Raw genomic sequence first — 24,912 nt, 5'->3', positions numbered from 1 at the left:
GGATCGAGATGGCCGATACGACGAGCCTCGAGAAGCCACAGGTGAAGACGAGCCAGGCGTCTGAGACCGAAATCGCCGTCGAGATGCAGGGCGTGCACAAGTGGTACGGCGAGTTCCACGTCCTGCGCGACATCAACCTGCGCGTCATGCGTGGCGAGCGCATCGTGGTCTGCGGGCCTTCGGGCTCTGGCAAGTCCACGATGATCCGCTGCATCAACCGCCTGGAGGAGCACCAGAAGGGCCGCATCATCGTCGACGGGATCGAGCTCACCAACGACCTCAAGCGGATCGACGAGATCCGCCGCGACGTCGGCATGGTGTTCCAGCACTTCAACCTCTTCCCGCACCTGACGATCCTCGAGAACTGCACGCTCGCGCCGATCTGGGTGAAGAAGATGCCCAAGAAGGACGCGGAAGAGGTCGCGATGAAGTACCTCACCCGCGTGAAGATCCCGGAGCAGGCCCACAAGTATCCGGGCCAGCTCTCCGGCGGCCAGCAGCAGCGCGTGGCCATCGCCCGCTCGCTGTGCATGAACCCGAAGATCATGCTCTTCGACGAGCCGACCTCCGCTCTCGACCCCGAGATGGTCAAGGAGGTGCTCGACACCATGGTCTCGCTCGCCGAGGAGGGCATGACGATGATGGTCGTCACCCACGAGATGGGCTTCGCCCGCCAGGTGGCGGACCGGGTCATCTTCATGGATTACGGCCAGATCGTCGAGATGAACGAGCCGGAAGCCTTCTTCTCCAACCCGCAGCACGAGCGCACGAAGCTCTTCCTCGGCCAGATCCTGCACTGATCGGCGGGGTCACCTGCGAAAGGCCGGGAGGCGGCGGCGTTGCGCGCATGCGCGGCCGCCGCCCTCGGTCGCACCCCTCCGGGGTTCTCTTTTCCCCGCAACCGTGATGTACTTCCCCGAGCGCGGGTGAGAGCGAGCCGTCAGAGCCGCCCCCGAGAGCGCGCGGGAAAGCGTACGGTTCGGGCGCGAGTGACGCGAGGCGCCCAGAGCCGAAGTCGGCCGTTCGCCGGCGGGGGCTCGGTCGCGCGGAAAGTCGCTCTCGTGGACGTGCTGGTCTTCGGGCGAGCAGCGCTCGCCTGCTATTTCACCTTCATCGCCGTGTTCTACACGGCGAAGCTGTTCGCGTTGCGCGCGCGGACCGGTCGCTCGCACGCGCATCGCGGCCGCACCTATTCCGCCCAGTACGTGGGACGCATCCTCTTCAACGTCTTCCGCTTCGCGATCTGGGGCATCTGCGTCGTGCGCGTGCCCTATCCCGGCATCGACCCGTGGCTCGGGCGCTTCGAGCCGCTCTACACGCCGGCCTTCGTGGCGAGCGGGCTCCTCTTCCTCCTCGCCTCGCTGGCGCTCGTCGTCTATACCCATTCGTACATGTCGGAAGACTGGATGTCGGGCGTGAGCGACGACGGCCCGCGGCGGCTCATCACCGGCGGACCCTTCGCGGCCATGCGCCACCCGCTCTTCGTGGCCGTGGCGCTCGGCCAGATCGGCTTCTTCCTGGCGCTGCCGAGCGTGTTCTCGCTCGTGTCGCTCCTCGTCGGCCTCTCCGTCCTGCGCGTCCAGGCCCATGTCGAGGACCGCGCGCTCGACGCCCGCTTCGGCGTCGCCTGGCGCGACTATGCCGAGCGCGTCCCCGCCTTCGCGGTGCCTGGGCCGTTCAAGCGAAAGGTGCGAGAGTGACGAAACGCCCCACGCTTGCCCGCCGCGGGCGTATGCGACATATGTCGAGGACCGACCGTCGAACCGGCTGTTGATTCCCGCGAGACCATCTCATGTCCGATCCCGTGCACGACGGCGACCCGACGCGCCTCACCGACGACGCTCGCCTCACCGAGGACGGCCTCATCGCGCGCTTCTTCGCGCCCATCGCGGGGGAGGGGGCCTTCGGCCTGCGCGACGACGCCGCGCGGATCGTGCCGGGGGAGGGGATGGAGCTCGTCGTCACCCTCGATACGCTGGTCGCCGGCGTGCACTTCTTCCCCGACGACCCGCCCGGCGCCATCGGGCGCAAGGCGCTCGGCGTCAACGTCTCCGATCTAGCGTCCAAGGGCGCCGAGCCTCGCGGCTTCCTGCTCTCGGCCGCGCTGCCGCAGGACCACGGCGCGCGCTGGCTCGGGCAGTTCGCGGCGGGCCTGAAGGACGCCGCCGAGGCCTTCCGCTGCCCGCTCCTCGGTGGCGACACGGTGAAGATCCCGGGCCCGCTCACCCTCTCCGTCACCGCCTTCGGCGAGACGCCGCGGGGCGCCATGGTCCACCGGTTCGACGCGCGCCCCGGCGACCGCGTCGTCGTCACCGGGACGATCGGCGATTCGGCGCTGGGCCTCCTCCTGCGAACGGCTCCCGGAGCGCCGTGGACCGATGCGCTCGGCGTCGAGGGGCGCGTCTTCCTCACCGACCGCTACCTGCATCCGCGCCCGCGGCTCGCGGCGATCGCGGCGTTGCGCGCCCATGCGCGCGCGGCGATGGACGTGTCGGACGGGCTCGCGGGCGATCTCGCCAAGATGTGCCGCACGTCCGGCGTGAGCGCGGAGGTCGACGTCGCCCTCGTGCCCCTCTCCGATCCCGTCCGCGCCGCGCTCGCGGTCGACCCGACCCTGATCGACACGGTGCTCACCGGCGGGGACGATTACGAGATCCTCTGCGCCGTCCCCGACGCGGCGCTCGCGCCCTTCCTCGACGCGTGCGACCGCGCGGGGCTTCGCGCCACCGCCATCGGAACCTTCGTCGAGCGCAACGGCGAGGAGGACGCGCTCCCCGTTTTCCGTGACGGCGGTGTGGAAACGCGCTATGCGTCGGGCTCCTACAGCCATTTCTGAGCGGGGCGGATGACGACGACGAAGGCGGGGGCGCTCGAGGCCGAGGCTGCGCCGGCGCATCCGGGCACCGACGACGCGCTCGCGCGCCGCAACGCCTTCGTCATGGCGGGCGCGCAGGCGCTCGGCGGCGCGAACCCTGCGATCGTCATCTCGCTCGGCGGCATCGTCGGGCAGAGCCTCGCGGAGAACCCCGCCCTCGCGACGCTCCCGGTGAGCCTGCTCAACCTGGGGCTCGCGCTCGGCACCATTCCCGCGGCGATGATCATGCGCCGCTACGGGCGGCGCGCCGGCTACGTGCTCGGCGCCTCGATCGGCGTCGTCGCCGGCGCCATCGCGAGCGTCGGCATCGTGCGCGAGGCGTTCTATCTGTTCTGCCTCGGCACCTTCGTGGCGGGGATGTACGGCTCCTACGTGCAATCGTATCGCTACGCCGCCGCCGACACGGCGAGCCCGGCCTTCAAGGCGCGGGCGATCTCCTGGGTGATGGCGGGCGGGCTCGTCGCCGGCATCATCGGCCCGCAGGTGGTGATCCTCACCCGCGAGGCGATCCCGGAAGCGCCCTTCGCCGGCGCCTTCCTGGCGCAGGCGGCGCTCGCCCTCGTCTCGATCCTCGTCGTCTCGCTCTTCCGCGCGCCCGCGCGCCCCGCGGCCTCCGCCGCGGCACTCCCGGGGTCGGCGGCGGCGAAGGCGGATACCGGGCGCCCGCTCTCGGTCATCGTGCGCCAGGGACGCTTCGTCGTCGCGGTGATCGCGGGCCTCGTCTCCTACGGCCTGATGAGCTTCCTCATGACGGCGACGCCGCTCGCCATGGTGGGCTGCGGCCTGCCGGTGGAGACGGCGGCGCTGGGTATCTCCTGGCACATCCTGGCGATGTTCGCGCCGGCCTTCTTCACCGGGCGCCTCATCGACCGCTTCGGCAAGGAGACGATTACCGCCATCGGCCTCGTCCTCACGGCGATCGCGGCGGCGATCAACCTTTCGGGGCTGACGGTCGCGCATTTCTGGGGCGGGCTCGTCCTGCTCGGGCTCGGCTGGAACTTCGGCTTCATCGGCGCCACCGCCATGGTGACGGACTGCCATCGCCCCGAGGAGCGCACCAAGGTGCAGGCGGCCAACGACTTCCTCGTCTTCGGCTCGGTGGCGATCGCCTCCTTCTCGGCGGGCAAGCTGCTCGATCTCGGCGGGTGGGAGACGCTCAACTGGCTCGTGTTCCCGCCCATCGTGCTCGCCCTCGTGCTCGTCGCGCTGCAAGCGCGCGCGAAGCGGCTCGCCGCGGCCTGAAACCGGGCACCGTTCCCCGTCCGCGTTCACGAAACCGGTGATTTGCGTGCGTAAACGCCGCAGAACGCATTTGCGCACCGCCGCAAAGTTTGGCACGACTCGGAGCGGAGAACCTCGAGGGGGCGAGCGCCGGCCCCGGCGCGTCGCGACGCGCCGGCACGGAACGGACACGTCGCCGACCCCGATCCCAAGGACGGTCAGATGCTCGCACTCACACTCATCATCCTGGGCGGTGCGCTATCCATCGCCTACGGCCTGTGGGCCATCAACGACGTCATGAAGCGTGACGCCGGCACCCTGCGGATGCAGGAGATCGCCGGCGCCATCGCCGAGGGCGCGCAGGCCTATCTCAAGCGTCAATATTTCACCATCGGCATCGTCGGTGTCATTCTCTTCGCCGCGATCGTCTGGCTCCTGGGGATCTGGGTCGCCATCGGCTTCGCCATCGGCGCGATCCTGTCGGGCGCCGCCGGCTTCATCGGCATGAACGTCTCGGTGCGCGCCAACGTGCGCACGGCGCAGGCCGCCTCCACGTCGCTCGCCAAGGGCCTGGACGTCGCCTTCAAGTCCGGCGCCGTCACCGGAATGCTGGTGGCGGGCCTCGCGCTGCTGGGCGTCGTCGTCTACTACGCGATCCTCACCCGCGGGCTCGGCAACGACCCCGGCTCGCGCATCGTCATCGACTCGCTCGTCGCGCTCGGATTCGGCGCCTCGCTGATCTCCATCTTCGCGCGGCTCGGCGGCGGCATCTTCACCAAGGGCGCGGACGTCGGCGGCGACCTCGTCGGCAAGGTCGAGGCCGGCATCCCCGAGGACGACCCGCGCAACCCGGCCACCATCGCCGACAACGTGGGCGACAACGTCGGCGATTGCGCCGGCATGGCGGCGGACCTGTTCGAGACCTACGCCGTGACCTTCGTGGCCACCATGGTGCTCGCGGCGATCTTCTTCGCCGGCCAGAGCGTCATGGAGACGATGCTGATCTACCCGCTCGCCATCGGCGCGGCGTGCATCGTGACCTCCATCGCCGGCACGTTCTTCGTGAAGCTCGGCGCCAATTCCTCGATCATGGGCGCGCTCTACAAGGGCTTCATCGCCACTGGCGTTCTCTCGATCGGCGCGATCGCAATCGTCACGCTCGTCCTGTTCGGCGGCTTCGGGGCGGAGTTCACGGCGGTCGTGCCGACGCTCGGCGGCGGCGAGAACGTCACGGTCTTCACCGCGCTCGACCTCTTCCTGGCGGCGGTGCTCGGCCTCGTCGTCACCGGCCTGATCGTCTGGATCACGGAATACTACACGGGCGTCGGCTTCCGGCCGGTGCGCTCGATCTCGCAATCCTCCGTGACGGGCCATGGCACCAACGTCATCCAGGGCCTCGCGATCTCGCTCGAATCCACCGCGCTGCCGACGATCGTGATCTGCTTCGGCATCATCGGCGCCTATCTGCTGGCGGGCCTGTTCGGCATCGCCATCGCGGTCACCGCGATGCTGGCGCTCGCCGGCATGGTGGTGGCGCTCGACGCCTTCGGGCCGGTGACCGACAATGCCGGCGGCATCGCCGAGATGGCGGGCCTGCCCAAGGAGGTGCGCCGCTCCACCGACGCGCTCGACGCGGTCGGCAACACGACCAAGGCCGTCACGAAGGGCTACGCCATCGGCTCGGCGGGGCTCGGCGCGCTCGTTCTCTTCGCCGCCTACACGTCTGACCTCAACTACTTCATCCTCGAGGCGAACCGCGAGGGATCGACGCAATACCAGTACTTCGCGGGCGTGACGCCGGACTTCTCGCTGGCCAACCCCTACGTGGTGGTGGGCCTGCTCTTCGGCGGCCTCATCCCCTTCCTCTTCGGCGGCATCGCCATGACGGCGGTGGGCCGCGCCGCCGGCGCGGTGGTCGAGGAGGTCCGGCGCCAGTTCAAGGAGAAGCCGGGCATCATGGCGGGCACGGACCGGCCGGATTACGGGCGTGCGGTCGACATGCTCACCAAGGCCGCCATCCGCGAGATGGTGGTGCCCTCGCTCCTCCCGGTGCTCGCGCCGATCGTGACCTACTTCGTCATCTACGCCGTGGCGGGCAAGAGCCAGGCCTTCTCGGCGGTGGGCGCCATGCTGCTCGGCGTCATCGTCACGGGCCTGTTCGTGGCGATCTCCATGACCTCCGGCGGCGGCGCCTGGGACAATGCCAAGAAGTCCTTCGAGGACGGCTTCGTCGACAAGGACGGCGTCAAGCACATGAAGGGCTCGGAGGCGCACAAGGCGTCGGTCACCGGCGACACCGTCGGCGATCCCTACAAGGACACGGCGGGCCCCGCCGTGAACCCGGCGATCAAGATCACCAACATCATCGCGCTCCTGCTCCTGGCGATCCTCGCCCACAACTGAGCCGCGCGCCGAGACGAGGCCCGCCGCGGCCCGGGGGAGATCCCCGGCGCGGCGGGCTTCTTCGTTTCGACCCTTCAACGGGCCCGGCGCGGCTCAGCGCCGGGCCGGCGTCATCCAGCCCTGCGCCGCGCCGCGGGGATCGGCGAGGATGGCGATGCGCCCGACGTCGGGAACGTCGAAGGGCTCGCGATAGACGATCGCGCCCCGCTCCCTCGCAGCCGCGAGCGCAGCGTCGAGGTCGTCCACGGCGATGTAGGCGAACCAGCCCTCCGGCCCCGCCTCCGTCATCGACGCCATGTCGAAGAGCCCCGCCGCGGGCTGGCCGCCGGCCATGGCGACGGTGTAGACCGTGCCGTCGCCCATGGGCATGTCCTCGAAGGTCCAGCCGAGCACCTCGCCGTAGAACGCCTTCGAGGCGGCGATGTCCTTCGTCATGAGCTCGTTCCAGTGGAATTGGCCGTGTCCCGTCATCGCCCTCTCCCTCGCGCTTCCGCTCGCCCTCCAGTCCGGGGCGGAGCGTAGATCGTGACGCAGGCCTGCGGCATCCGGGCGCACCCGGAGAGCGGCGGCGCTCACGCCCTCGTGATGCCCATTCCGCCGCAGCGCCGCCCACTCGCCGTGCGCGCGGGGCACGCCTAGATTAGGCCCATGGCGCTCGTTCTCGGCCTTCTCGGCATCCTCTTCCTCGCTGCGGTCTTCCTGCCGCAATGGTGGGTGCGCACGGTGATGCGCCGCCACGCGGTGGAGCGCGCGGATTTCCCCGGCACCGGCGGCGAGCTCGCCCGCCATCTCCTCGATCTCGCCCGGCTCCAGAGCGTGCGCGTCGAGATCGCCCCGCCGGGCGGTGACCATTACGACCCGATCGAGAAGGTCGTGCGGCTCTCCCCCGACAATCACGACGGCCGCTCCATCACCGCCGTCGCCGTTGCCGCGCACGAGGCCTCCCACGCCATGCAGGACGCCGACGGGGATCGTCTCCTCGCGACGCGCCTGAAGCTCGCCGGCTCCATCCGCAAGATCGAGGTGACCGCGGCCCTCGTGCTCGCGGCGGCGCCGCTCGTCATGCTCCTCGTCAAGTCGCCCGCGATCCTCGTCCTGCAGATCGGCGTCGCGGTGGCACTGATGGGCTCGCGCCTCCTCGTCCATGTGCTGACGCTCCCCGTCGAGCTCGACGCGAGCTTCGGCCGGGCGCTGCCCATCCTCGAGAAGGGCGGCTTCCTCGGCGAGGGCGACCTGCCCAAGGCGAAGAGCGTGCTACGCGCGGCGGCGCTCACCTACGTCGCCTCCGCGCTGGTCTCGCTCCTCGACGTGGCGCGTCTCTTCCGCGTGCTGCGCTTCTGACCCGGTGACGGCGCGCCGTCACGCGGCGCGCGCGTTCGCTCCGGCGGCGAGGCGCATTGTCGCCGTCTCGCGCTCGAGGGCGGCGAGATCGCCGATCCCGAAGGGACGCCGCTCGGCCTCCCCCGCCTCCTCCCCGAGACGCGTGCGAAAGGCGGCGAGCGCCGCGCGGGTGCGCGGTCCCATGCGCCCGTCGACCGAGCCGGGGGCGAGCCCGGCATAGAGGAGCCGCAGCTGCGCCGCGCGCAAGGCGAGGTCCGGCGGGGCGCCCTCGATCAGCGCCGCGTGGGCGGCGGCGAGGCGGGCGTCATAGAAATTGCGGGCGAAGGCAGGGCCGTTGTAGCCCCGCGCGAAGGCTCTCCAGTCCCGCGCGGCGAGGGCGCCGGCGAGCCCGGCCTCGGCGATGAAGGTGCACATGGCGGCGAGCTGGGCGTCCTCCCCCGCCCGCATCGCCGCGAGCATCGCCTCGACGTCGGCGAAGCCGGCGCGCCCGGCGTTGAAGCCCATCACCTGGCCTAGCCCCCAAGACGCGCTCTCCAGCGCCGCCCGCCGGTCGAGCGCGATCGCCGCCGAAAGCCGCGCGTGCTGATGCGCGCCGGACGCGCCGTAGCCGCCGGGCTTGGGATTGGAGACGTCCGCGTGCGAGCCGGAGAAACGCCCGCTGGTGCGGCGATGGAAGACGTGGCGCTCGAAGAGGATGACCGGCCGCCGGTCCGGCTGGAAGCCGCAGGAGCGGGCCTCCACCGCCATCACCGCCCAGAGTATCGCAGGCGCGACGCCGAGGCGCGCTCGTGCGGCCTCGAAGCCGCTCGGCGTCAGCGGCGTGCCGCGTTCCTCCGCGGCGGCGGGATCTTGGGTTCGAGACGAAGCGGATCGCAGGGACATGATGCCGGCCTCCCGAAGACACTCCGAGAGGCTAGCGCCACGATAGGACCGAAGTCAAGAACAAAAAGAGAACAGAAGAACGCTTCCGCTCACGTCTTCTTGCGGAACGCATCGAGGCTCACGACCTCGGCACCCGCGGGCGCCTTCTCGGCCTCGCCATTTCCGGCGGCCGACGCGGCATCCTCGCTCGCGCCGTCGCCAGCACCGTCGCCCTTGGCCGCCTTGCCCTTGCCGGAACCGGCTTTCGCTCGATCGCCCTCGGCCGGATCGCCTTTGCCCTGCTGCTCGGCGGAGGCGGGCGTCTGCTCCGGCGCCTTGCCCCCGGCAGCCGGGATGCGCGGCGTCACCGACGAGGGCCGGCGCGAGAAAGCGTCCGAGGGCTCGGTCTCCGCCGGCTCGGACGCGGCCCCGCGGGCGGGCTGGCGCGGCGCCTCGGCGAGGACGGGCCCCGTGGCCGGCGTCGGCGCGGGCGCGGCCTCGCGGATCTCGAACTTGAGCCCGAACTGCACGGAGGGGTCGAAGAAGCCGGTGAGCGCGTCGAAGGGCACGAGCAGCCGCTCGGGTACGCCGCCGAAGGAGAGCCCGACCTCGAAGGCGTGCTCGTTGACGACGAGGTCCCAGAACTGGTGCTGCAGCACGATCGTCATCGTGTCCGGGTACTTCTCGCGCATGCGCGAGGAGAGGCGCACGCCGGGGAAGGTCGTCTGGAAGGAGACGTAGAAATGGTGCTCCCCCGCCAGCCCTTCGCGCGCGGCGTCGGCGAGGACCTTGCGCACCACCCCCTTGAGCGCGTCCTGCACCAGGAGGTCGTAGCGGATCAGGTCTTGGGTCATGGGCGCGCTCGACGGTCCGGCTCGGTTGGTCGTCGTCGGCTTATGCCGCGTCTCGTCCAGAAATGAAAGTGGAGGCTTCTGTTGCCAGGCGCCTCCGGGCCCCGCCTGAAAGTGCTACCCCTCAGGACTTGGTTCGGATGTCGCTAGACCGCATTACGCAGCCGCGCGGACGTCCATAGCATAGTTGTCGTTGGCAACTATAATTCGGCCCGATAACGGCGGAACCATGCCGGACGAAAGGCTGCCTTTTAGACCCCCGTCGATCCTATTTCGCCCCCACCGGAACCCAGGCCCCGCGACGCGGGCGATCTGGGCTCGGGTGGAGGCGCCGGGTACCGCCCCCGGGTCCGAAGGGCTTATTGCGACAGCCGTTTATCGCCATAGCCGCCTTGCGACGGCACCCACGAATATAAGGGCGTCGGCGGCGGATTCAACCGAGATCTCGCGCGATCCCGCGTCGATCGCCACCGCCGGCCCCTTCTACGCCGCCGCGGACGCGCGCCGCGGCGTCAGCCCGCGATGTATTCCTTGAGCATCTGCGCTTCCGCCTCGATGGCGGCGACGCGGCGCTTCACCACGTCTCCGATGGAGACGATGCCGACGAGCCGGCCGTCCTCCACCACCGGCACGTGGCGGAACTTGCCTTGCGTCATCGTCTGCATGAGATCGTCGATCGCCACCTCGCGGGCGCAGGTGACGACCTCGCGCGTCATCCACGCCTCGACGGGCGCGTCGAGCGCGGAGGCGCCGTCGCGGGCGATGGCCCGCACGATGTCGCGCTCCGAGAGAATGCCGTCCACGCGCCCGCCGTCGGCGCTGACGACGACGGCGCCGATGCGCCGCTGCGCCAGCATGTGCGCCGCTTCCGCGAGGCTGCTCGTGGGCGAGAGCGTGACGACCTCTCCGCCCTTCTCAGCGAGAACCTGCCTGACCGTCATGGTTTCCTCCGCAAACCGTGTCGCCTCGCGCGGCTCTTCACGGCCGGTTGCGTCGGCGACGGCAGGACAGGATGGAAGACGATGCGGGCTTTTTCAAGCGAAGCCGCGCGGCTCGCGCGGGAGATCTAGGCGAAGCCGCGCGGCTCGCGCGGAACGGGGTCGAAGAGCGGGAACAGGAACAGCCCCGCGACGAAGCCGCCCACATGTGCCTCCCAGGCGATGCCGCCGTCGGTGGCGAGGCCGAGCGGCACGGCGGCGACGCCGAAGACGAGGTTGATCACGAGCCACACGCCGATGAACAGCATGGCGGTGCGATTGCGCAGCATCTGCGCGAGGCCGAGCCGCGGCGCGAGATGCGCCGGGCGAAAGCCGAAGCCGCGGGGCGAGAAGGCGAACCGGGCGGCCGCCGCCATCATGCCTGAGACCACCGCCGAGGCGCCGACCATGGGCGTGACGTCGTAGGCGTGCGTCGCCCAGTGCAGCAGCGCGCCGCAGACGGCGGTGATGGCGGCGAGCCAGAGGAAGCGCTCCGGCCCGATTCGCCGCGCGATCGGCGAGCCGAAGGCGGCGAGCCACACCGCGTTGAGGCCGACGTGCATCCACGATCCGTGCAGGAACGCGTAGGTGAGGAGCGTCCACAGACCGCCCGATCCCTCCTGCATGACGATGCGCGCGAAGCCCATGTCCCGCTGCATGGCGATCGGGTCCCCATCGAGGATGCGCCGGGCGATCTCGTCGACGACGTCCGGGTCGAGCCACTCGGTCCACAGCGCCGGCACGAAGCCGAAGTCGATCAGGGCGCGAAACCGGCCCTCCAGGCCGAGCAGCCCCACGAGCGCGTGGATCGCGAGCAGCAGCCCGATCGTGCCGACGACGACCGTCGGCAGGTTGAACGCCGGCTCGCGCGGCGGCTTGCCGGGCGGGGGCGCGCCGGGCGGCTGGCTGTCGTCGAAGCGGTCCGGCTGCATGCTCTCTCCGAGCGGGGGGATGACGGGGGCTCCCCTCAGTGGCGCGAGCGCGCCCGCGACGCAAGCCCGCTCGGCAACCCGTCAGCTCGCCCTCACCCCTCGGCGAGCACCTCGATGTCGCGGTCGAGACCGCTCTCGACGCGGAACTCGCGGGTGAACACGCGGCCCTCGTGGCGGGCGATGAGCACGTAGTCGCCCTCCGCCAGCACCACCGACGGGAAAGCGCCGATCGCCTCGCGCACCACGTCGCCGCCCGGCGTCAGCACGGTGAAGGCGGTGCCGGCAAAGGCCTCGCCGCCCTCGTCGGCGACGAGCTTGAGCGTCACCCGCGCGGCGCGGTGGTTGAGCGTCGCGATGGTCACCTGGCCCGCCGAGACGCTGAGGTCGGCGCGCATGGAGGCGTTGGCATCGCCGTAGGTGGAGACGACGTGATAGTCGCCCTCCGGCAGGCGGATGAGATCGGAGGGCCGCGCCTCCGCGACCACGAGCCGCCCCTCGGCGTCGTCGCCCATGGGGACGTAGACGGCGTAGGTCAGGTCGTTCGTGGGGATCGCCCGGTCGCCGACGACGCCGCGGACCTGCAGGCCGCCGGCGCTGATGACGAGGCGCTCGACCACGTCGCCCCAGAGCATGGTCACCTGCCGCATGGCCGAGGCGAAGCCCCAGGAGACGTGGACCATGTAGTTCGCCGGCGGCAGCGAGACGCGCGGCGTCGCGCCCTCCTCGCGGGCGACGAGGACGGGCTCGCCCTCGCGCAATTCGAACACGCGCCAGATCAGGCCCTCGAGAATCGGCTGGCCGGTCTCGGCGTGGTAGGCGGCGAGCGTCAGCTCGCCGGCCTGCGGCAGAACGGGCAGGGCGCCGATCCCGTCCGGCGCGCCGGTTTGCGCCCGCGCGGGCGCGATCGTCAGCGCAGCGGCGACGAAGGCGGCGAGAAGCCAGGCGAGGAGGACTCGGGAGGAGGTCATCGCGGGGAGGTTCGGACGGGACGCGTGCATCGATGAAAGGAACCCATGCGCGCGGGCTGCTCGCGCCCGCGTCGCCGACGGCTTATATCGTTCGGCGTCGATTGTGGACAGATGATGGATGCGATGACCCTGCGAGACGCCCTCCACACCCGCCGCTCCACCCCGGCGAAGCAGCTCGAGGCGCCCGGCCCCGACGCCGCGACGCTCGACGACATGCTGCGCATCGCCTCGCGCGTGCCCGACCACGGCAAGCTCGCGCCCTGGCGCTTCGTCGTGATCGACGCGCAGGCGGGCGCGCGGCTGGGCGAGACCGTGGAAGCCGCCTTCGTCGCCGACAGGCCTGACGCGAGCGAGGAGGAGCGCGCCGTCGAGCGCGGGCGCTTCACGCGCGCGCCGGTGACGGTGGCCGTCGTCTCGTGCGCGGCGCCGCACCCGAAGATCCCGGAATGGGAGCAGGTCCTCTCCGCGGGCGCGGCCTGCCTCAACCTCCTCCTCGCCGCGGAGGCGCACGGCTTCGGCGCGAGCTGGATCACGGAATGGGTGGCCTACGACCGCCGGATCCTCGACGCGCTCGGCCTTTCGCCGCACGAGAAGGTGGCGGGCTACGTCCATGTCGGCACGCCGCGCATGCGCATGTCGGACCGGCCGCGCCCGGAGCTCGCCGCCATCGTCACGCGGCTTTGAGGGGGGCGACCATGTTCTACGAGATCGCCGCCGGCCATCCGCTGCCGCACGACCCGTTCAAGGCCATCGTCACGCCGCGCCCCATCGGCTGGATCAGCGCGCTCGATCGCGAGGGGCGGGTGAACCTCGCGCCCTATTCCTTCTTCAACGCCGTCTCGGACCGCCCGCACATGGTGGCCTTCTCGTCGGACGGGGAGAAGGACGCGCTCACCTTCGCGCGCGAGACCGGCGAGTTCGTCTGCTCGCTCGCCACCTGGGACCTGCGCGAGGCGATGAACGCCACCTCCGCCCCGCTGCCGCGCGGCGAGAGCGAGTTCGCGCATGCGGGCCTCACCCCCGCGCCCTCGCGCCTCGTCGCGCCGCCGCGGGTGGCGGAGAGCCCCGTGGCGCTCGAATGCAAGCTCCTGCAGATCGTGCCGCTGACCTCGCTCGAGGGCGTCACGCGCTACCACATGGCGATCGGGCAGGTGGTGGGCGTGCACATCGACGAGCGCTTCCTCGTCGACGGCCTCCTCGACACGGCGGCGATGAAGCCCATCGCGCGGGCGGGCTACCGGGACTATTTCGTCGCCACCGAGGAGACGCGCTTCTCGATCACCCGCCCGCCGGGAGGGTGACGATCAACGGGACGAGGATCAGCCCGGGCGCTGCGAGGACATCTCCACTTCCTTGCGGCGCTCGAGGCCGAGCTTGCGCTCGCGGTAGATGACGAAGATGCCGGAGGCGGTCACGAGCACCGCGCCCGCGATCACCGCCGCCTGCGGCCATTGCCCGAACAGGAACCAGCCGAGCAGCGTCGCCCAGATCATGGTCGTGTACTCGAAGGGCGCGACCAGCGACGCGTCGGCGTAGCGGTAGCTCTCGGTGAGCAGGATCTGGCCGATGCCGCCGAGGATGCCGATTCCGATCAGCATGGCGAGCGCGCCGGGCGTCGGCATCACCCAGCCGAAGAAGATGGTCGAGAGGCCGATCAGCGTCGTCACCGCCGTGAAGTAGAAGACGATCGCGCCGGTGCGCTCCGTCGCGGTGAGGCGCCGCACCTGGATCGTGGCGCCCGCGGTGCAGAAGGCCGCGCAGATGCCGAAGATCGCGCCGACGGAGGCGCCCTCCGCCAGCGCCTCCGAGCCGAGCCGGGGCGAGAGCATCACCAGCACGCCCACGAAGCCGACGCCCACCGCGCTCCAGCGATAGGCCCGCACGGTCTCGCGCAGGAGGAGCGCCGCCAGCACGACGACGATGAGCGGCGCCGCGTAGCCGATGGCCACGGCTTCCGTCAGCGGCAGGTAGGCGAGCGCCGAGAAGCCGAGCACCATGCCGGTCGCGCCGATGATGCTGCGCAGCAGGTGCCCTTTCACATTGTGCGTGCGCACCGCGTTGACGACGGTGTCCGTCACCGCGAGCCAGGCGAGGAGCGGCACGAGCGCGAAGGCGGAGCGGAAGAAGATCAGCTGGCCCGTGGGAAACGTCTCCGAGGCGAGCTTGATCGACGCCGCCATCAGGGTGAAGGCGAGGGCGGAGAGGATCTTGAGGCTGACGCCGAGGGCGGGATTCACGTGGGCCGGTCCGGGGGATCTGCCCACCATCTAGGCATGCGCGCGGGCTCACGAGAAGGTGCGTCGACGCGCCATCGGCTGCGCATCCTGCGCATGGCGGGGCCGCGCGACGGCGCGTGCCCCGGGCCCGAAGCCGATGCCGCACTCGAAAGCGATGGCGCACTTGCCCTGCGAGCCCGCGCCCCTTAACTGAGGCGCCCGAGAATTCCCGATCGCACGAGACACGCCGCCATGGTCGCCACGCACGCCGAAAGCCGCCCGCTCGCGCCCCTTCCGGGGGCGCGCGTCCTCATCGTGGAGGCGCGCTATTACGACGGCATCGCCGACGCGCTCCTGGAGGGCGCCCGCGCGGCCTGCGCCGAGGCGCGCACCGAGGTCGACGTGCTCACCGTCGACGGCGCGCTCGAGGTGCCGTCCTGCGTCGCCATCGCGCTCGACGCCGCCGCGGCGGCAGGGCGCCCCTACGAGGCCGTCGTGACGCTCGGCTGCGTCATTCGCGGCGAGACCGCGCATTTCGACATCGTCGCCTTCGAGAGCGCGCGGGCGCTGATGGACCTCTCGGTGGCCCGCAAGATCCCGCTCGGCAACGGCATCCTCACGGTGGAGGACGAGGCGCAGGCCTGGGTCCGCGCCAGGGTGTCGGAGATGGACAAGGGCGGCGGCGCCGCGCGCGCGGCGCTCGGCCTCGCGCACATCGCGCGCCGCCTGCGCGGGGAGGGCTGAGCCATGGCGAGCCCCAAGCCAAACCGTGCCGCAGCCCGTGCCGCAGCCCGCCTCGCCGCCGTCCAGGCGCTCTACCAGATGGACGTGTCCGGCAAGGGCGTGATCGATGCGCTCGCCGAGTTCGAGGCCTTCTGGATCGGCCGCGAGGTCGAGGGCGTCGAGGCCGCGCCGTCCGACCTCGACTTCTTCCGCGACGTGCTCACGGGCGTGGTGCGCGACCAGCGCGCCATCGACGTGAAGGTCGACGGCGCGCTCGCCGAGAAGTGGCCGTTGAAGCGCGTCGAGGCGGTGCTGCGCGCGATCCTGCGCGGCGGCGCCTACGAGCTGATGTACCGCAAGGACGTCCCCGCCCGCGTCGCGATCACGGAATACGTCGAGGTGGCGCATTCCTTCTACGGCGAGGACGAGCCCGGCATGGTCAACGCCGTCCTCGACGCCATCGCCCACGATGTGCGCGCGGAGGAGTTCGCCAAGGGGCGGTAAATGCCGCGCCCGACACCTCCCCGCAGGGGAGGTCGGCGGCCGAAGGCCGAGGGGTGGGGGCGAGAGGGTCGATAACTCGCCCCCACCGGTCCTCGCTCCGCTCGGCCCACCTCCCCTGCGGGGAGGTGCCGCCTCCCGCGTCTCACCCCTCCAGCGTCTCCCACGCCAGCGCGCCGACGTAGCGCCGCACGGTCTTGCCCTCGTCGGCGAGCTGGAAGAGGTGGAGCCAGCCGTTGTCGACGAGGTGGCGCACCGCCTCGTGCTTGGCGACGATGCGGTTCATCTCCTCGATGGGCGCCTCGATGAAGACGTTGAGCCGCAGCGGCTCGTGGACGAGGCGCGTGCCGTCGGAGACCGATTGCAGCGGCAGGCCGACCCGCAGGTCGCCGCCGTTGCCCTCGAGCACGCCGAGGCCGCCCACCACGTTGTGGAGCACCTTGTTGCCGGAGCCGAAGGCGCGGTTGTCTACGGACGAGCCGTAATATTGCAGGCTGATCCAGGAGGCGACGACCATCGGCGCCGTCATGATCAGCTCGAGGATGCCGAAACCCGTGTCCGCCTGCCACTCGTAATCGTGCAGGAAGGCGCGCCCGCCGAGATCGACGCCGCGGGTGCGCGCGCGAGGTGCGGCGACGAAGGCCGCGCAGCCGGCGAGACCCCATTCCGGGCGCACCTGCGACCAGTCCGTCGAGCGGGCGCGCACCTGCGCGTCGACCTGCGCGCCCGGCGTGTCGAGGCCCAGCAGCGCGGCGCGCTCGAGCCGCGTCAGCGCGCCCGCCTGGGCGAGCCAGGCCTGGAGCTGCGCCAGGTCGTGCGCGTGGCTCTGCGGCAGGAGCGCGGTGTCGAAGAGATGCACCTCGTCCGTCGTCGTGTCGTGGAGCGCCGGTACGAACCAGGTGTCGTCCGGCACGCCGGCGCCGGCCTCCTTCAGGGCGGCGCGCACGTCGGGATCGTTGAGGATCGCCGTCGTCACCCGCGCGTTCGCCTCGCCCGTGTGGCCGCCGCAGGCGCCGCAATCGAGGCCCGACGCGTGCGGATTGTTCACCGTCGACGAGCCGTGGCCCGCGAGCATGACGAGCCGGCCGTAGGGCCCCGTCAGCGACATCGCCTTCAGCACGGTCTTCGCCGTCGTGATGCGCTGCTCCAGCGTGATGCCGGAGAGCCGTCCGCCGATCTCGCCGGGCGCGATCGACGGCACGAGCCGCTTCGTCGTGGCGGCGTCGAGGCCGTCGGCGGCGGGATGCGTCACGGGCCGGGTGCGCCCGAGGGCGTCGCCGACGAGCTTGCCCGCGAACAGCAGGCCCGCCGCCTCGACATAGGCGAAGGAGGAGACGGCGGATTGCTTGAACGTCTTCCAGGACTTCGCCGCCTCCTGGCGCATCCGCCTCGATCCCGCGAGCTCCGTGCGCTCCGTCTCGCTCGCGCCCGACACGTCCTCGCAGACGACGAAGGCGGGCTTGAGCAGCACCGGGCATTGCGCGCCGCCCCGATGCCGGCCGAAGGGCACGACCTCGATGGGCAGGCCGAAGAAGCCGGCGAAGCCGATGGTCTGCACGCCGGGCGCCACCGTCTCGAGCGCCCGCCGGAACACTTCCGATCGCACGTCGATGCAGAACGCCGCTTGAGCGACGGGCCGCTCCGGTGCCTGGACTGCGGGCGTGTGCGACGCGCGATTGGCGTCGACGATCCGCGACACGAGCCCGCGCCGATGCGCGATCTCCGCCGCGTCCTGGAGCACGGCGTCGACGACCCGCTCGGGGTCGAGGGCGACCGGCGCGCTCATGGCCGCGAGCGCCTCCTCCCATGTCGTCCGCGCCTGCGGGACGACGGCGAGGAGCGCGGCGTCGTAGGAGAGGCGGATGGCGAGGAGGTCGCGCAGCACGGGGTCCGAGCCGCCGTCGAGCTCCGCCTGCCAGACGAGATAGCGCGCGTAGGAGGCCCAACCGTTGATCGAGACGAGCGCCTTGTGAAGCATCGGCGCCCACGCGCCCTCCGGCACGCCGAGATCGGCGACCGCCACGGCGATGGCCGCCATGGGATCGGCCGGCAGCTTGTCGAGCGCCGCGCGGAAGCCGGAAAAGCCCATCACCTCCGGCGTCAAGTCGAAGGCGGCCTGCGCCCGCCAGGCGTCGTAGAGACCGCGGTCGCGCGCGGGCACCCGCCACAGCGCCTGGCCCTCGTCGAAATAGCGCGCGCAGAACTTCGATATCTCCTCCACCACGAGCGCGGCGGCGCCGGCAGCGGGGTCGCGCCCGGTGGCGCGGTCGATCGCCTCGGCGGCGGTGATCGCGACGGGGGAGGGGGGCACGTCCTGGCGCATCCGCGCCTTCAGCGCCGCCACGTCCGCCGGCAGTCCGGAGGCTTCGCCGCTCGTCTTCGCCTGAGCCTTCGCGGCTTTGCGCAGCGCCTGCGCGAGGTCGGCATCCGCGATCTCGCCGGCGTCGACCTTGGCCGCGTAGTGCCCACGCGGCAGCGTGAGGCGCGCACCGGAGATCCGCGCCAGCGTCGTCGCGGCCTCGGCGAAGCTCTGCTCGAGGAGCCCGAGATACGGGTTGACCGCCACGAAGTGCTCGAGCGGCCAGAGCGGGGCGATGCGGCCGCAGGCGCGGGTCACCTCGGCCTCCAGGCTGGCCAGAGTGGTGCCGGTGTCCGCGTCGTCGGCGGCGTCGGCGCGGGCGAGGGCGGTGCCGTCCGCGGAGAGGTCGGCGAGGGTCTTCTTCGTCATGGCACGATCCTCCGGATCAGGACTTCTTCGCCGTCACCGGCGCGAGCCGGGAGACGAGCCGCGTGGCGTAGGCGTTCACGTACAGGCCGTTGGCGAGGTGGACCGACAGGGCCGCGAAGGCGCGGTGGCGCGACAGCGCCGGGGCGAAGGTCTGGAGCGCCAGCGCGGCGGCGAAGGAGGCGACGACGAGCGTGACCACGAGCCCGTCGAACGTGCCCTCGAGCGCGAGGTTGGGCGCGACGGCGCCCGCGAGCAGCGCCTCGGCCCCGGTCTGGAGCGCGTAATAGGCGACGACGACCAGCGTCGCGAGGCCGAGCGCCGAGCCCATGGCCTTCGCGGCGTTCTCGCCCGCGAGGACGCTCGCGAGGTAATGCGCGACGCCGAGCGCCACGACGGCGGCGAGCGCGAAGGCGCCGGGATTGTCGAGGACGCTCGTGCCGAACAGCGCGCCGACGGCGAGCGTCAGCGCGATCGAGGCCGCGAGCGTCGCGGCGTAGATCGCGGGATTGGGCAGCGTCGCCGGGCCCGCGGGCGCCGCCGAGCGGATCGTCTCCACCGCCGAGCCCGAGGAGAGGAAGGCGTGGGCCTTGTAGAGGGCGTGCGCGACGATGTGGAGCGCCGCCGCCGAGAAGGCGCCGAGCCCGCATTGCAGCAGCATGAAGCCCATCTGCGCGATCGTGGAATACGCGAGCGCCACCTTCACGCTCGGCACGGTGAGCATCACCAGCGAGCCGAAGAGTGCCGTGAAGCCGCCGATCAGCGCGAGAACGTCCATCGAGGGCGCCGAGAGCACGACGAGCGGCGAGAGCCGCACGACGAGGAAGCCGCCGGCATTGATGATGCCCGCATGCAGGAGCGCCGAGACCGGGGTGGGCGTCTCCATCACCTCGCCGAGCCAGCCGTGGAGCGGGAACTGCGCGGACTTCACGAGCGCCGCGACGACCACGAGGAAGACCGCGACGTGGACGGCGCCCGGCGCGGTTCCGGCCTGCGCCATGGTGGCGGCCTCGACGAGAATGACCGGGATCTCGAGCGTGCCGAAGACGCCGAGCAGCAGGGCCGCCGCGACGAGGAGGGCCGCGTCGCCCGCCCGGCTCGCGATCGCCTTCTTGCGCGCGGCGAGCACGGCCTGTGGCCGGTCCTTGTAGAAGACGAGGAGCTGATGCAGCGCGAGGCTCGTCGCGATCCAGGCGAGCGCCAGCTGGAAGAGGTTGCCCGAGCCCATCAGGAGGAGCGCGGCGGCGAGCGTGACGCACAGCCGCTTGAAGAAGCGCCCCTGGTTCTCGTCGCCGTCGAGGTAGTTCTTCGAATAGGCGACGACGATCGTGCCCACGAAGGAGACGAGGACGAGCATCAGCGCCGAGAACGCGTCCGCATAGAGCGCGAGGCCGACGCCGCCTATGCCGAGCGTCCCCGTGTAGAGCGGGCCCGACACGATCACCGCGATGCCGGTGGCGAGGCTCGCGCCGAGCGCCACGAAGGCGGCGAGGCGGGCGCGGCGCGCCATGGCGCGCGGCTCGGCATTGGCGCGGGCGGTGGGAATCGCCAATCCGACGAGGAGGAGGGCAAGCGGGCCGAGGGCTGGGAGCCAGGCGATGAGGGCCGACATACGGGTTTCTCCGGAATCTCACGTCTCCGGAGCGGATATAGGCCTGTGGATTGCTTCTGGAAAATTCAAAGATTGCAAGGAAACGTTCGTTTCAGTAGAACAATTCCATGGCGAGCCTGAACTACCACCATCTTCGCTATTTCTGGACCATCGCCCACGAGGGCGGGCTGACGCGTGCCGCGCGCCGGCTCAACGTCTCCCAATCGGCGCTCTCGGTGCAGCTGAAGGCGCTGGAGGAGCAGCTCGGCCACACGCTGTTCGATCGCGCCGGCAAGCGGCTCGAGCTCACGGAAGCGGGGCGCATCGCCCTCGATTACGCCGACAGCGTCTTCAAGACCGGCGAGGAGCTCGTCTCAACCCTGCGCGAGCGCCCCGGGGCGTCGCGGCGGACCTTGCGCGTGGGGGCGATCGCCACGCTCTCGCGCAACTTTCAGCTCGCGCTGCTGGGGCCGCTGCTGGGGCGCGCGGATCTCGATCTCGTCCTGCGTTCTGGGACCTTGCGCGAGCTTCTCGCGCGGCTCGACGCCCACGAGCTCGACCTCGTCCTCGCCAACGCGGCCGCACCGCGCGATGCCGCGTCGCCGCGCGAGAGCCGGCTTCTCGACGAGCAGCCGGTCTCGATCGTGGGCCGATCGCGACCCGAGGAGCGCCACTGGGGACCGGGGGCGCTTCGCGTGCCGGAGGATCTCGACGGCGCGCCGATGGTGCTTCCCTCCGCGGAGAGCGAGATTCGCCACGCCTTCGAGCGCTTGTGCGACGAGGCGCGGGTGCGCCCCACAATCCTCGCGGAGGTGGACGACATGGCGATGCTGCGCCTCCTCGCCCGCGAGAGCCCGGGCCTGACGCTCGTCCCCCCCATCGTGGTGCGCGACGAGCTCGCGGCCGGCATTCTCGTCGAGCACGCGCGCATGCCGCGGCTGACGGAGAGCTTCTACGCCATCACGTCGAAGCGCCGCTTCCCCAATCCGCTCGTGGCGGAATTGCTGCAGGGGAGGGGCGGAGGCTGAATGCGCGCGCCGCGCCTCAGCCCATCACCTCGAGCCGCACCTGAGCGACGCCCGAGCCGAGCATGCCCACCGCCGCGGCGGCGCCCTTCGAGAGATCGATCTCGCGGCCGCGCACGAAGGGGCCGCGATCGTTGATGCGCACCACGACGGACTTGCCGTTGGCCACGTTCGTCACGCGCACCTGCGTGCCGAAGGGCAGGGTCTTGTGGGCGGCGGTGAGGTCGTTCTGGTCGAAGCGCTCGCCGTTGGCGGTCTTGCGGCCGTGGAAGCCGGGACCGTACCACGAGGCGTGCGCGGTCGAGGCGTGGATGCCGGCGGCGGCGCTGCCGACGGGGCTCGCCAGGGCCGGAGCGACGCCGAGCGGGAAGAGGAGGGCGGTGGAGAGGGCGGCGGCGACGGCCGCGGTGCGGATCAGGGTCACTGGTTCGTCCGTGTCGGTTGGTCGGGCGCCTCGCGGCGGTGCGGTGTAGAGCGGCCCGAGCGGGCGCGAATGCGGTCCGCTTCGGGACGTCGCGGGGCGATTTCGCGACGGCGCCCGCCACATTTGCCGCGACGCTTCTCCGGGGTGGGCGAGGGCGTGGGCGAGGGCGCCCACCCGCGCGTGCGTCGCGAGCACTTCCCCGGAATGCCGCTCTCCTGTACGCCTTGCGAACCGACGTTCGAAAAGCGAGGATCAGCATGGCCGCCAGCGCTCAATCCGCCCCCACGCGCATCGCCCGCCTGCGGGAGGTGATGGCGGGGCAGGGGATCGATCTCGTGGCCCTCGCGCCCGGCGCGCACATGCACTGGATCCTCGGCTGGCACCCGCATCCGGACGAGCGCCCGACGCTCCTCCTGGTCGGGCGCGAGGCGGCGAGCGTGCTCGTTCCTTCGGTCAATTCCGAGGACTTCCGCGCCCAGATCGCCCGCGCCGGCGCCGATCTGCCCTGCTTCCCCTGGCGCGACGAGGACGGCCCCGTCGCCGCCCTCGACGAGGCGCTCGCCGCCTGCGGCGCGAAGCCCGGCTGCACGCTCTCCCTCGACGAGACGGCCCGGGCGGACGCCGCGCTGACCCTGCTGCGGGCGCTTCGCCTCTCCGATTGCCGATTCGCCGGCGAGACGGTGGGTGCGCTGCGGGCGCGCAAGGACGAGGGCGAGATCGCCGCGCTCCGGCGCTCGGCGGCCGTGGCGGACGCCGCCCTCGAAGCCGGCTTCGCGGCCATGCGCCCGGGCATGACCGAGCGCGAGGTCGCCCGCGTGATCCGCGAGACCTTTGCGGCGAACGGCGTCTCGACCTCCTTCACCCTCGTCGCCAGCGGCCCCAACGGCGCCTATCCGCACCATGCGACGGGTGATCGCCGGATCGAGGAGGGCGATGCGATCGTCATCGATCTCGGCGGAGCGCTCCATCATTTCGCCAGCGACATGACCCGCATGGCCGTGATCGGGGAGGGCCCGGAGGGCTACGACGCTGTCCACGCCGTCGTCGAGGAGGCGGTGCAGGCGGCGATGGCGGCGGCGCGCCCGGGCGTGCCGGCCAAGGCGGTCGACGACGCCGCGCGCGGCGTCATCGCGCGGGCGGGCTACGGGGAATACTTCGTCCACCGCACGGGCCACGGCCTCGGGCTCGAGGTGCACGAGCCGCCCTACCTGACGGCCACCTCCGAGACGATCCTGGAGGCCGGCATGGTGTTCTCGATCGAGCCGGGCATCTATCTGCCGGGCCGGTTCGGCATCCGGCTCGAGGACATCGTCGTCTTGGAGGAGGCGGAGCCGCGCGTCCTCTCCGCGCTGCCGCGAACCGCGCGACGGATCGGCTGAGGCGTCCGAGAGCAGCCTTCTCGCGCGCGGCGTCGCCCCTGCGTCGTGCGCGAAATCCCGCTTGGCAAGCGCCCGACGACCTGATTAGCTCGTGCGCACAAATGTTCGCAGAGCGTATCAGCTCGGTGGGCATGAAAGCCGGTCGGTTGCTTCGCGGCCGCAGAACCGGCGAGCCAAGAAGGGGAACAGCTTGAAGAAGACATCACTCCTCGTCGGTACCGCTCTCGTGCTCCTCTCCACCGCGGCCGGCGCCGAGACGCTGCGCTGGGGTCTCGCGGGCGATGCCATGACCCTCGATCCGCATGCGCAGAACGAGGGCGTCACCATCATGATCCAGTCGCAGATGATGGAGCCGCTCGTCTCGCGCGCCCCCACCGGCGAGCTCGAGCCGACGCTCGCGACCTCCTGGCGCGTCAAGGAGGGAGACCCGAACACGTGGGTCTTCTCGCTGCGCGAGGGCGTCACCTTCCACGACGGCGCGACCTTCGATTCGGAGGACGTCGTGTTCTCCTTCGAGCGGGCCATGTCGCCGCAGAGCCAGATGCGCGGGCTCATCGCGTCCGTCGCCGAGGTGCGCGCCACCGGCCCCTACGAGGTGGAGATCACCACCAAGGGCCCGAACCCGATCCTGCCCACCGCCCTCGTCAGCATCCTGATGATGGACAAGGACTGGGTGGAAGCGAACGACGCCGAGGTGCCCCAGGACGTGGCCTCGGGCGAGGTGACCTTCGCGGCGGTGAACGTCAACGGCACGGGCGCCTACGAGCTCGTCTCCCGCGAGCTCGACACCCGCACGGTGATGACGCGAAACGAGGAGTACTGGGGCCGCGACACCTTCCCCATGGCGGTGAGCGAGATCGTGTTCACGCCGATCGCCAACCCCGCGACCCGCGTCGCAGCGCTCCTGTCGGGCGAGCTCGACTTCGTTCAGGACGTGCCGGTGCAGGACATCGAGCGCGTGCGCCAGACGCCGGGCTTCGAGATCGCCACCGGCGTCGAGAACCGTGCGGTGTTCTTCGGGCTCAACGTCGCCGATACGCTGGAGCGGGGCGGCGGCGAGAACCCGCTGGCCGACGTGCGCGTGCGCCGGGCGATGAACATGGCGATCGACCGCGAGGCGATCCAGCGCGTCGTCATGCGCGGCCAGTCGGTGCCGGCGGGCGTGATCATGCCGCCCTTCGTCGACGGCTGGAGCGAGGAGCTCAACGCCTATCCCGCCCCGGATCCGGAGGCCGCCAAGGCGCTGCTGGCCGAGGCCGGCTATCCGGACGGGTTCGAGATCCAGCTCGATTGCCCCAACGATCGCTACATCAACGACGAGGCGATCTGCCAGGCGGCGGTGGGCATGCTCGGGCGCATCGGCATCGACGTCGCCCTCAACGCCATGCCGAAGGCGCAGTTCTTCCCGATGGTGAACGGGCTCGAGAGCGACTTCTACATGCTGGGCTGGGGCGTGCCGAGCTACGACAGCGAGTACATGTTCAACTTCCTCTACCATACGCGCAACGAAGCCTATGGCAGCTGGAACAACACCCGCTATTCCAACCCCGAGCTCGACGCGATGATCGAGGGCATCGCCCAGGAGATCGACCTCGAGAAGCGCGCGGCCATGGTCGACGAGATGTGGGCTATGGTGAAGGAGGACATGGTCTACGTGCCGATCCACCACCAGATGCTCAACTGGGCGATCCGCGACAGCTACGACATCGACGTCGACCCGGACAACCAGGCGCGGATGAAGTATTTCGGGCTGAAGTGAGGGGCGCTCAGCGTCTTCCAGTCTTGGATACGAAGAAGCCCCGGCGCGTGGTTCGCCGGGGCTTCTTTTGTTTTGGTTGCGGGGGCAGGATTTGAACCTGCGACCTTCAGGTTATGAGCCTGACGAGCTACCGGGCTGCT

General features: G+C 71.0%; 23 protein-coding genes and 1 other RNA gene. 13 read left to right on the top strand and 11 right to left on the bottom strand.

What is annotated here, in order from left to right; genetic code table 11:
* The first annotated feature begins 8 nt into the window (after positions 1 to 8).
* The 5 genes from IEX89_RS23225 (at position 9) to IEX89_RS23205 (ending at position 6,499) form a co-directional block, all read left to right on the top strand.
* A complete protein-coding gene (locus IEX89_RS23225) occupies positions 9 to 800 on the top strand; it encodes an amino acid ABC transporter ATP-binding protein (protein ID WP_280513936.1) in 792 nt (263 codons plus the stop codon).
* A 261-nt stretch (positions 801 to 1,061) separates the two neighbouring features.
* Entirely contained in the window at positions 1,062 to 1,700 is a 639-nt protein-coding gene (locus IEX89_RS23220; protein ID WP_188915673.1) for a methyltransferase family protein, read from the top strand.
* A 92-nt stretch (positions 1,701 to 1,792) separates the two neighbouring features.
* Complete coding sequence (gene thiL, locus IEX89_RS23215) at positions 1,793 to 2,836, top strand: thiamine-phosphate kinase (RefSeq protein WP_188915672.1); 1,044 nt, start codon at positions 1,793 to 1,795, stop codon at positions 2,834 to 2,836.
* A gap of 9 nt (positions 2,837 to 2,845) precedes the next feature.
* Positions 2,846 to 4,117 carry an MFS transporter gene (locus tag IEX89_RS23210; RefSeq protein ID WP_188915671.1) on the top strand — a complete coding sequence of 424 codons (1,272 nt, stop codon included), beginning with the start codon at positions 2,846 to 2,848 and terminating at the stop codon, positions 4,115 to 4,117.
* Positions 4,118 to 4,318: 201 nt separating this feature from the next.
* A complete protein-coding gene (locus tag IEX89_RS23205; RefSeq protein ID WP_188915670.1) occupies positions 4,319 to 6,499 on the top strand; it encodes a sodium-translocating pyrophosphatase in 2,181 nt (726 codons plus the stop codon).
* A gap of 93 nt (positions 6,500 to 6,592) precedes the next feature.
* Here the strand turns inward: IEX89_RS23205 and IEX89_RS23200 are convergent, their stop codons facing one another.
* Positions 6,593 to 6,970, bottom strand: coding sequence for a VOC family protein (locus IEX89_RS23200; RefSeq protein ID WP_188915669.1), 378 nt, complete (start codon positions 6,968 to 6,970; stop codon positions 6,593 to 6,595).
* 177 nt (positions 6,971 to 7,147) lie between these two features.
* Between IEX89_RS23200 and IEX89_RS23195 the strand changes: the two genes are divergently transcribed.
* Entirely contained in the window at positions 7,148 to 7,840 is a 693-nt protein-coding gene (locus tag IEX89_RS23195) for a zinc metallopeptidase (protein ID WP_188915668.1), read from the top strand.
* An 18-nt stretch (positions 7,841 to 7,858) separates the two neighbouring features.
* Here the strand turns inward: IEX89_RS23195 and IEX89_RS23190 are convergent, their stop codons facing one another.
* The 6 genes from IEX89_RS23190 to IEX89_RS23165 all read right to left on the bottom strand — a co-directional run bounded on the left by IEX89_RS23190 (position 7,859) and on the right by IEX89_RS23165 (position 12,429).
* On the bottom strand, positions 7,859 to 8,722 hold the full coding sequence (locus IEX89_RS23190; protein ID WP_188915667.1) for an N-acetylmuramidase domain-containing protein: 864 nt from the start codon (positions 8,720 to 8,722) through the stop codon (positions 7,859 to 7,861).
* Positions 8,723 to 8,811: 89 nt separating this feature from the next.
* The gene (locus IEX89_RS23185; protein ID WP_188915666.1) at positions 8,812 to 9,555 is read right to left on the bottom strand and encodes an SspB family protein; all 744 of its coding nucleotides are present in this window, start codon (positions 9,553 to 9,555) and stop codon (positions 8,812 to 8,814) included.
* Between the two features lie 67 nt (positions 9,556 to 9,622).
* Positions 9,623 to 9,993, bottom strand: a transfer-messenger RNA (tmRNA) gene (gene ssrA, locus IEX89_RS23180).
* A 71-nt stretch (positions 9,994 to 10,064) separates the two neighbouring features.
* Positions 10,065 to 10,493 (bottom strand): CBS domain-containing protein, encoded by a 429-nt coding sequence (locus IEX89_RS23175; protein ID WP_188915665.1) that lies wholly within the window; start codon positions 10,491 to 10,493, stop codon positions 10,065 to 10,067.
* 125 nt (positions 10,494 to 10,618) lie between these two features.
* Positions 10,619 to 11,461, bottom strand: coding sequence for a rhomboid family intramembrane serine protease (locus IEX89_RS23170; protein ID WP_188915664.1), 843 nt, complete (start codon positions 11,459 to 11,461; stop codon positions 10,619 to 10,621).
* Between the two features lie 92 nt (positions 11,462 to 11,553).
* Complete coding sequence (locus tag IEX89_RS23165) at positions 11,554 to 12,429, bottom strand: RgsD C-terminal domain-containing protein (RefSeq protein ID WP_188915663.1); 876 nt, start codon at positions 12,427 to 12,429, stop codon at positions 11,554 to 11,556.
* Between the two features lie 123 nt (positions 12,430 to 12,552).
* Here IEX89_RS23165 and IEX89_RS23160 point away from each other — a divergent pair, with 123 nt between their 5' ends.
* Positions 12,553 to 13,113, top strand: coding sequence for a nitroreductase family protein (locus IEX89_RS23160; protein WP_188915662.1), 561 nt, complete (start codon positions 12,553 to 12,555; stop codon positions 13,111 to 13,113).
* A gap of 11 nt (positions 13,114 to 13,124) precedes the next feature.
* Positions 13,125 to 13,730 (top strand): flavin reductase family protein, encoded by a 606-nt coding sequence (locus IEX89_RS23155; protein WP_188915661.1) that lies wholly within the window; start codon positions 13,125 to 13,127, stop codon positions 13,728 to 13,730.
* 18 nt (positions 13,731 to 13,748) lie between these two features.
* Here IEX89_RS23155 and IEX89_RS23150 read toward each other — a convergent pair whose 3' ends face one another.
* The gene (locus tag IEX89_RS23150; RefSeq protein ID WP_188915660.1) at positions 13,749 to 14,666 is read right to left on the bottom strand and encodes a DMT family transporter; all 918 of its coding nucleotides are present in this window, start codon (positions 14,664 to 14,666) and stop codon (positions 13,749 to 13,751) included.
* A 231-nt stretch (positions 14,667 to 14,897) separates the two neighbouring features.
* Between IEX89_RS23150 and ribH the strand changes: the two genes are divergently transcribed.
* Entirely contained in the window at positions 14,898 to 15,389 is a 492-nt protein-coding gene (gene ribH, locus IEX89_RS23145) for a 6,7-dimethyl-8-ribityllumazine synthase (protein ID WP_188915659.1), read from the top strand.
* 3 nt (positions 15,390 to 15,392) lie between these two features.
* Positions 15,393 to 15,872, top strand: a complete 480-nt coding sequence (gene nusB, locus IEX89_RS23140; protein WP_188915658.1) for a transcription antitermination factor NusB — start codon at positions 15,393 to 15,395, stop codon at positions 15,870 to 15,872.
* Positions 15,873 to 16,014: 142 nt separating this feature from the next.
* Here the strand turns inward: nusB and IEX89_RS23135 are convergent, their stop codons facing one another.
* Positions 16,015 to 18,597 (bottom strand): YbcC family protein, encoded by a 2,583-nt coding sequence (locus IEX89_RS23135; RefSeq protein WP_188915657.1) that lies wholly within the window; start codon positions 18,595 to 18,597, stop codon positions 16,015 to 16,017.
* A 16-nt stretch (positions 18,598 to 18,613) separates the two neighbouring features.
* Positions 18,614 to 20,206 (bottom strand): proton-conducting transporter transmembrane domain-containing protein, encoded by a 1,593-nt coding sequence (locus IEX89_RS23130; RefSeq protein ID WP_188915656.1) that lies wholly within the window; start codon positions 20,204 to 20,206, stop codon positions 18,614 to 18,616.
* 107 nt (positions 20,207 to 20,313) lie between these two features.
* On the opposite strand from IEX89_RS23130, the gene IEX89_RS23125 reads away from it, so the two are divergent.
* On the top strand, positions 20,314 to 21,213 hold the full coding sequence (locus IEX89_RS23125) for a LysR family transcriptional regulator (RefSeq protein ID WP_188915655.1): 900 nt from the start codon (positions 20,314 to 20,316) through the stop codon (positions 21,211 to 21,213).
* A 16-nt stretch (positions 21,214 to 21,229) separates the two neighbouring features.
* Here the strand turns inward: IEX89_RS23125 and IEX89_RS24565 are convergent, their stop codons facing one another.
* Positions 21,230 to 21,634: a septal ring lytic transglycosylase RlpA family protein gene (locus IEX89_RS24565; protein WP_373290638.1), complete on the bottom strand. Its 405-nt coding sequence runs from the start codon at positions 21,632 to 21,634 to the stop codon at positions 21,230 to 21,232.
* A 257-nt stretch (positions 21,635 to 21,891) separates the two neighbouring features.
* On the opposite strand from IEX89_RS24565, the gene IEX89_RS23115 reads away from it, so the two are divergent.
* Together IEX89_RS23115 and IEX89_RS23110 are read left to right on the top strand one after the other, a co-directional pair.
* Complete coding sequence (locus IEX89_RS23115) at positions 21,892 to 23,013, top strand: M24 family metallopeptidase (protein WP_188915654.1); 1,122 nt, start codon at positions 21,892 to 21,894, stop codon at positions 23,011 to 23,013.
* Positions 23,014 to 23,203: 190 nt separating this feature from the next.
* Positions 23,204 to 24,772, top strand: coding sequence for an ABC transporter substrate-binding protein (locus tag IEX89_RS23110; protein WP_188915653.1), 1,569 nt, complete (start codon positions 23,204 to 23,206; stop codon positions 24,770 to 24,772).
* Positions 24,773 to 24,912: the final 140 nt, after the last annotated feature.

The organism is Salinarimonas ramus (assembly GCF_014645695.1).
Taxonomy (GTDB): Bacteria; Pseudomonadota; Alphaproteobacteria; order Rhizobiales; family Beijerinckiaceae; genus Salinarimonas; species Salinarimonas ramus.
This window is presented reverse-complemented; position numbering and strand designations above follow the sequence as displayed.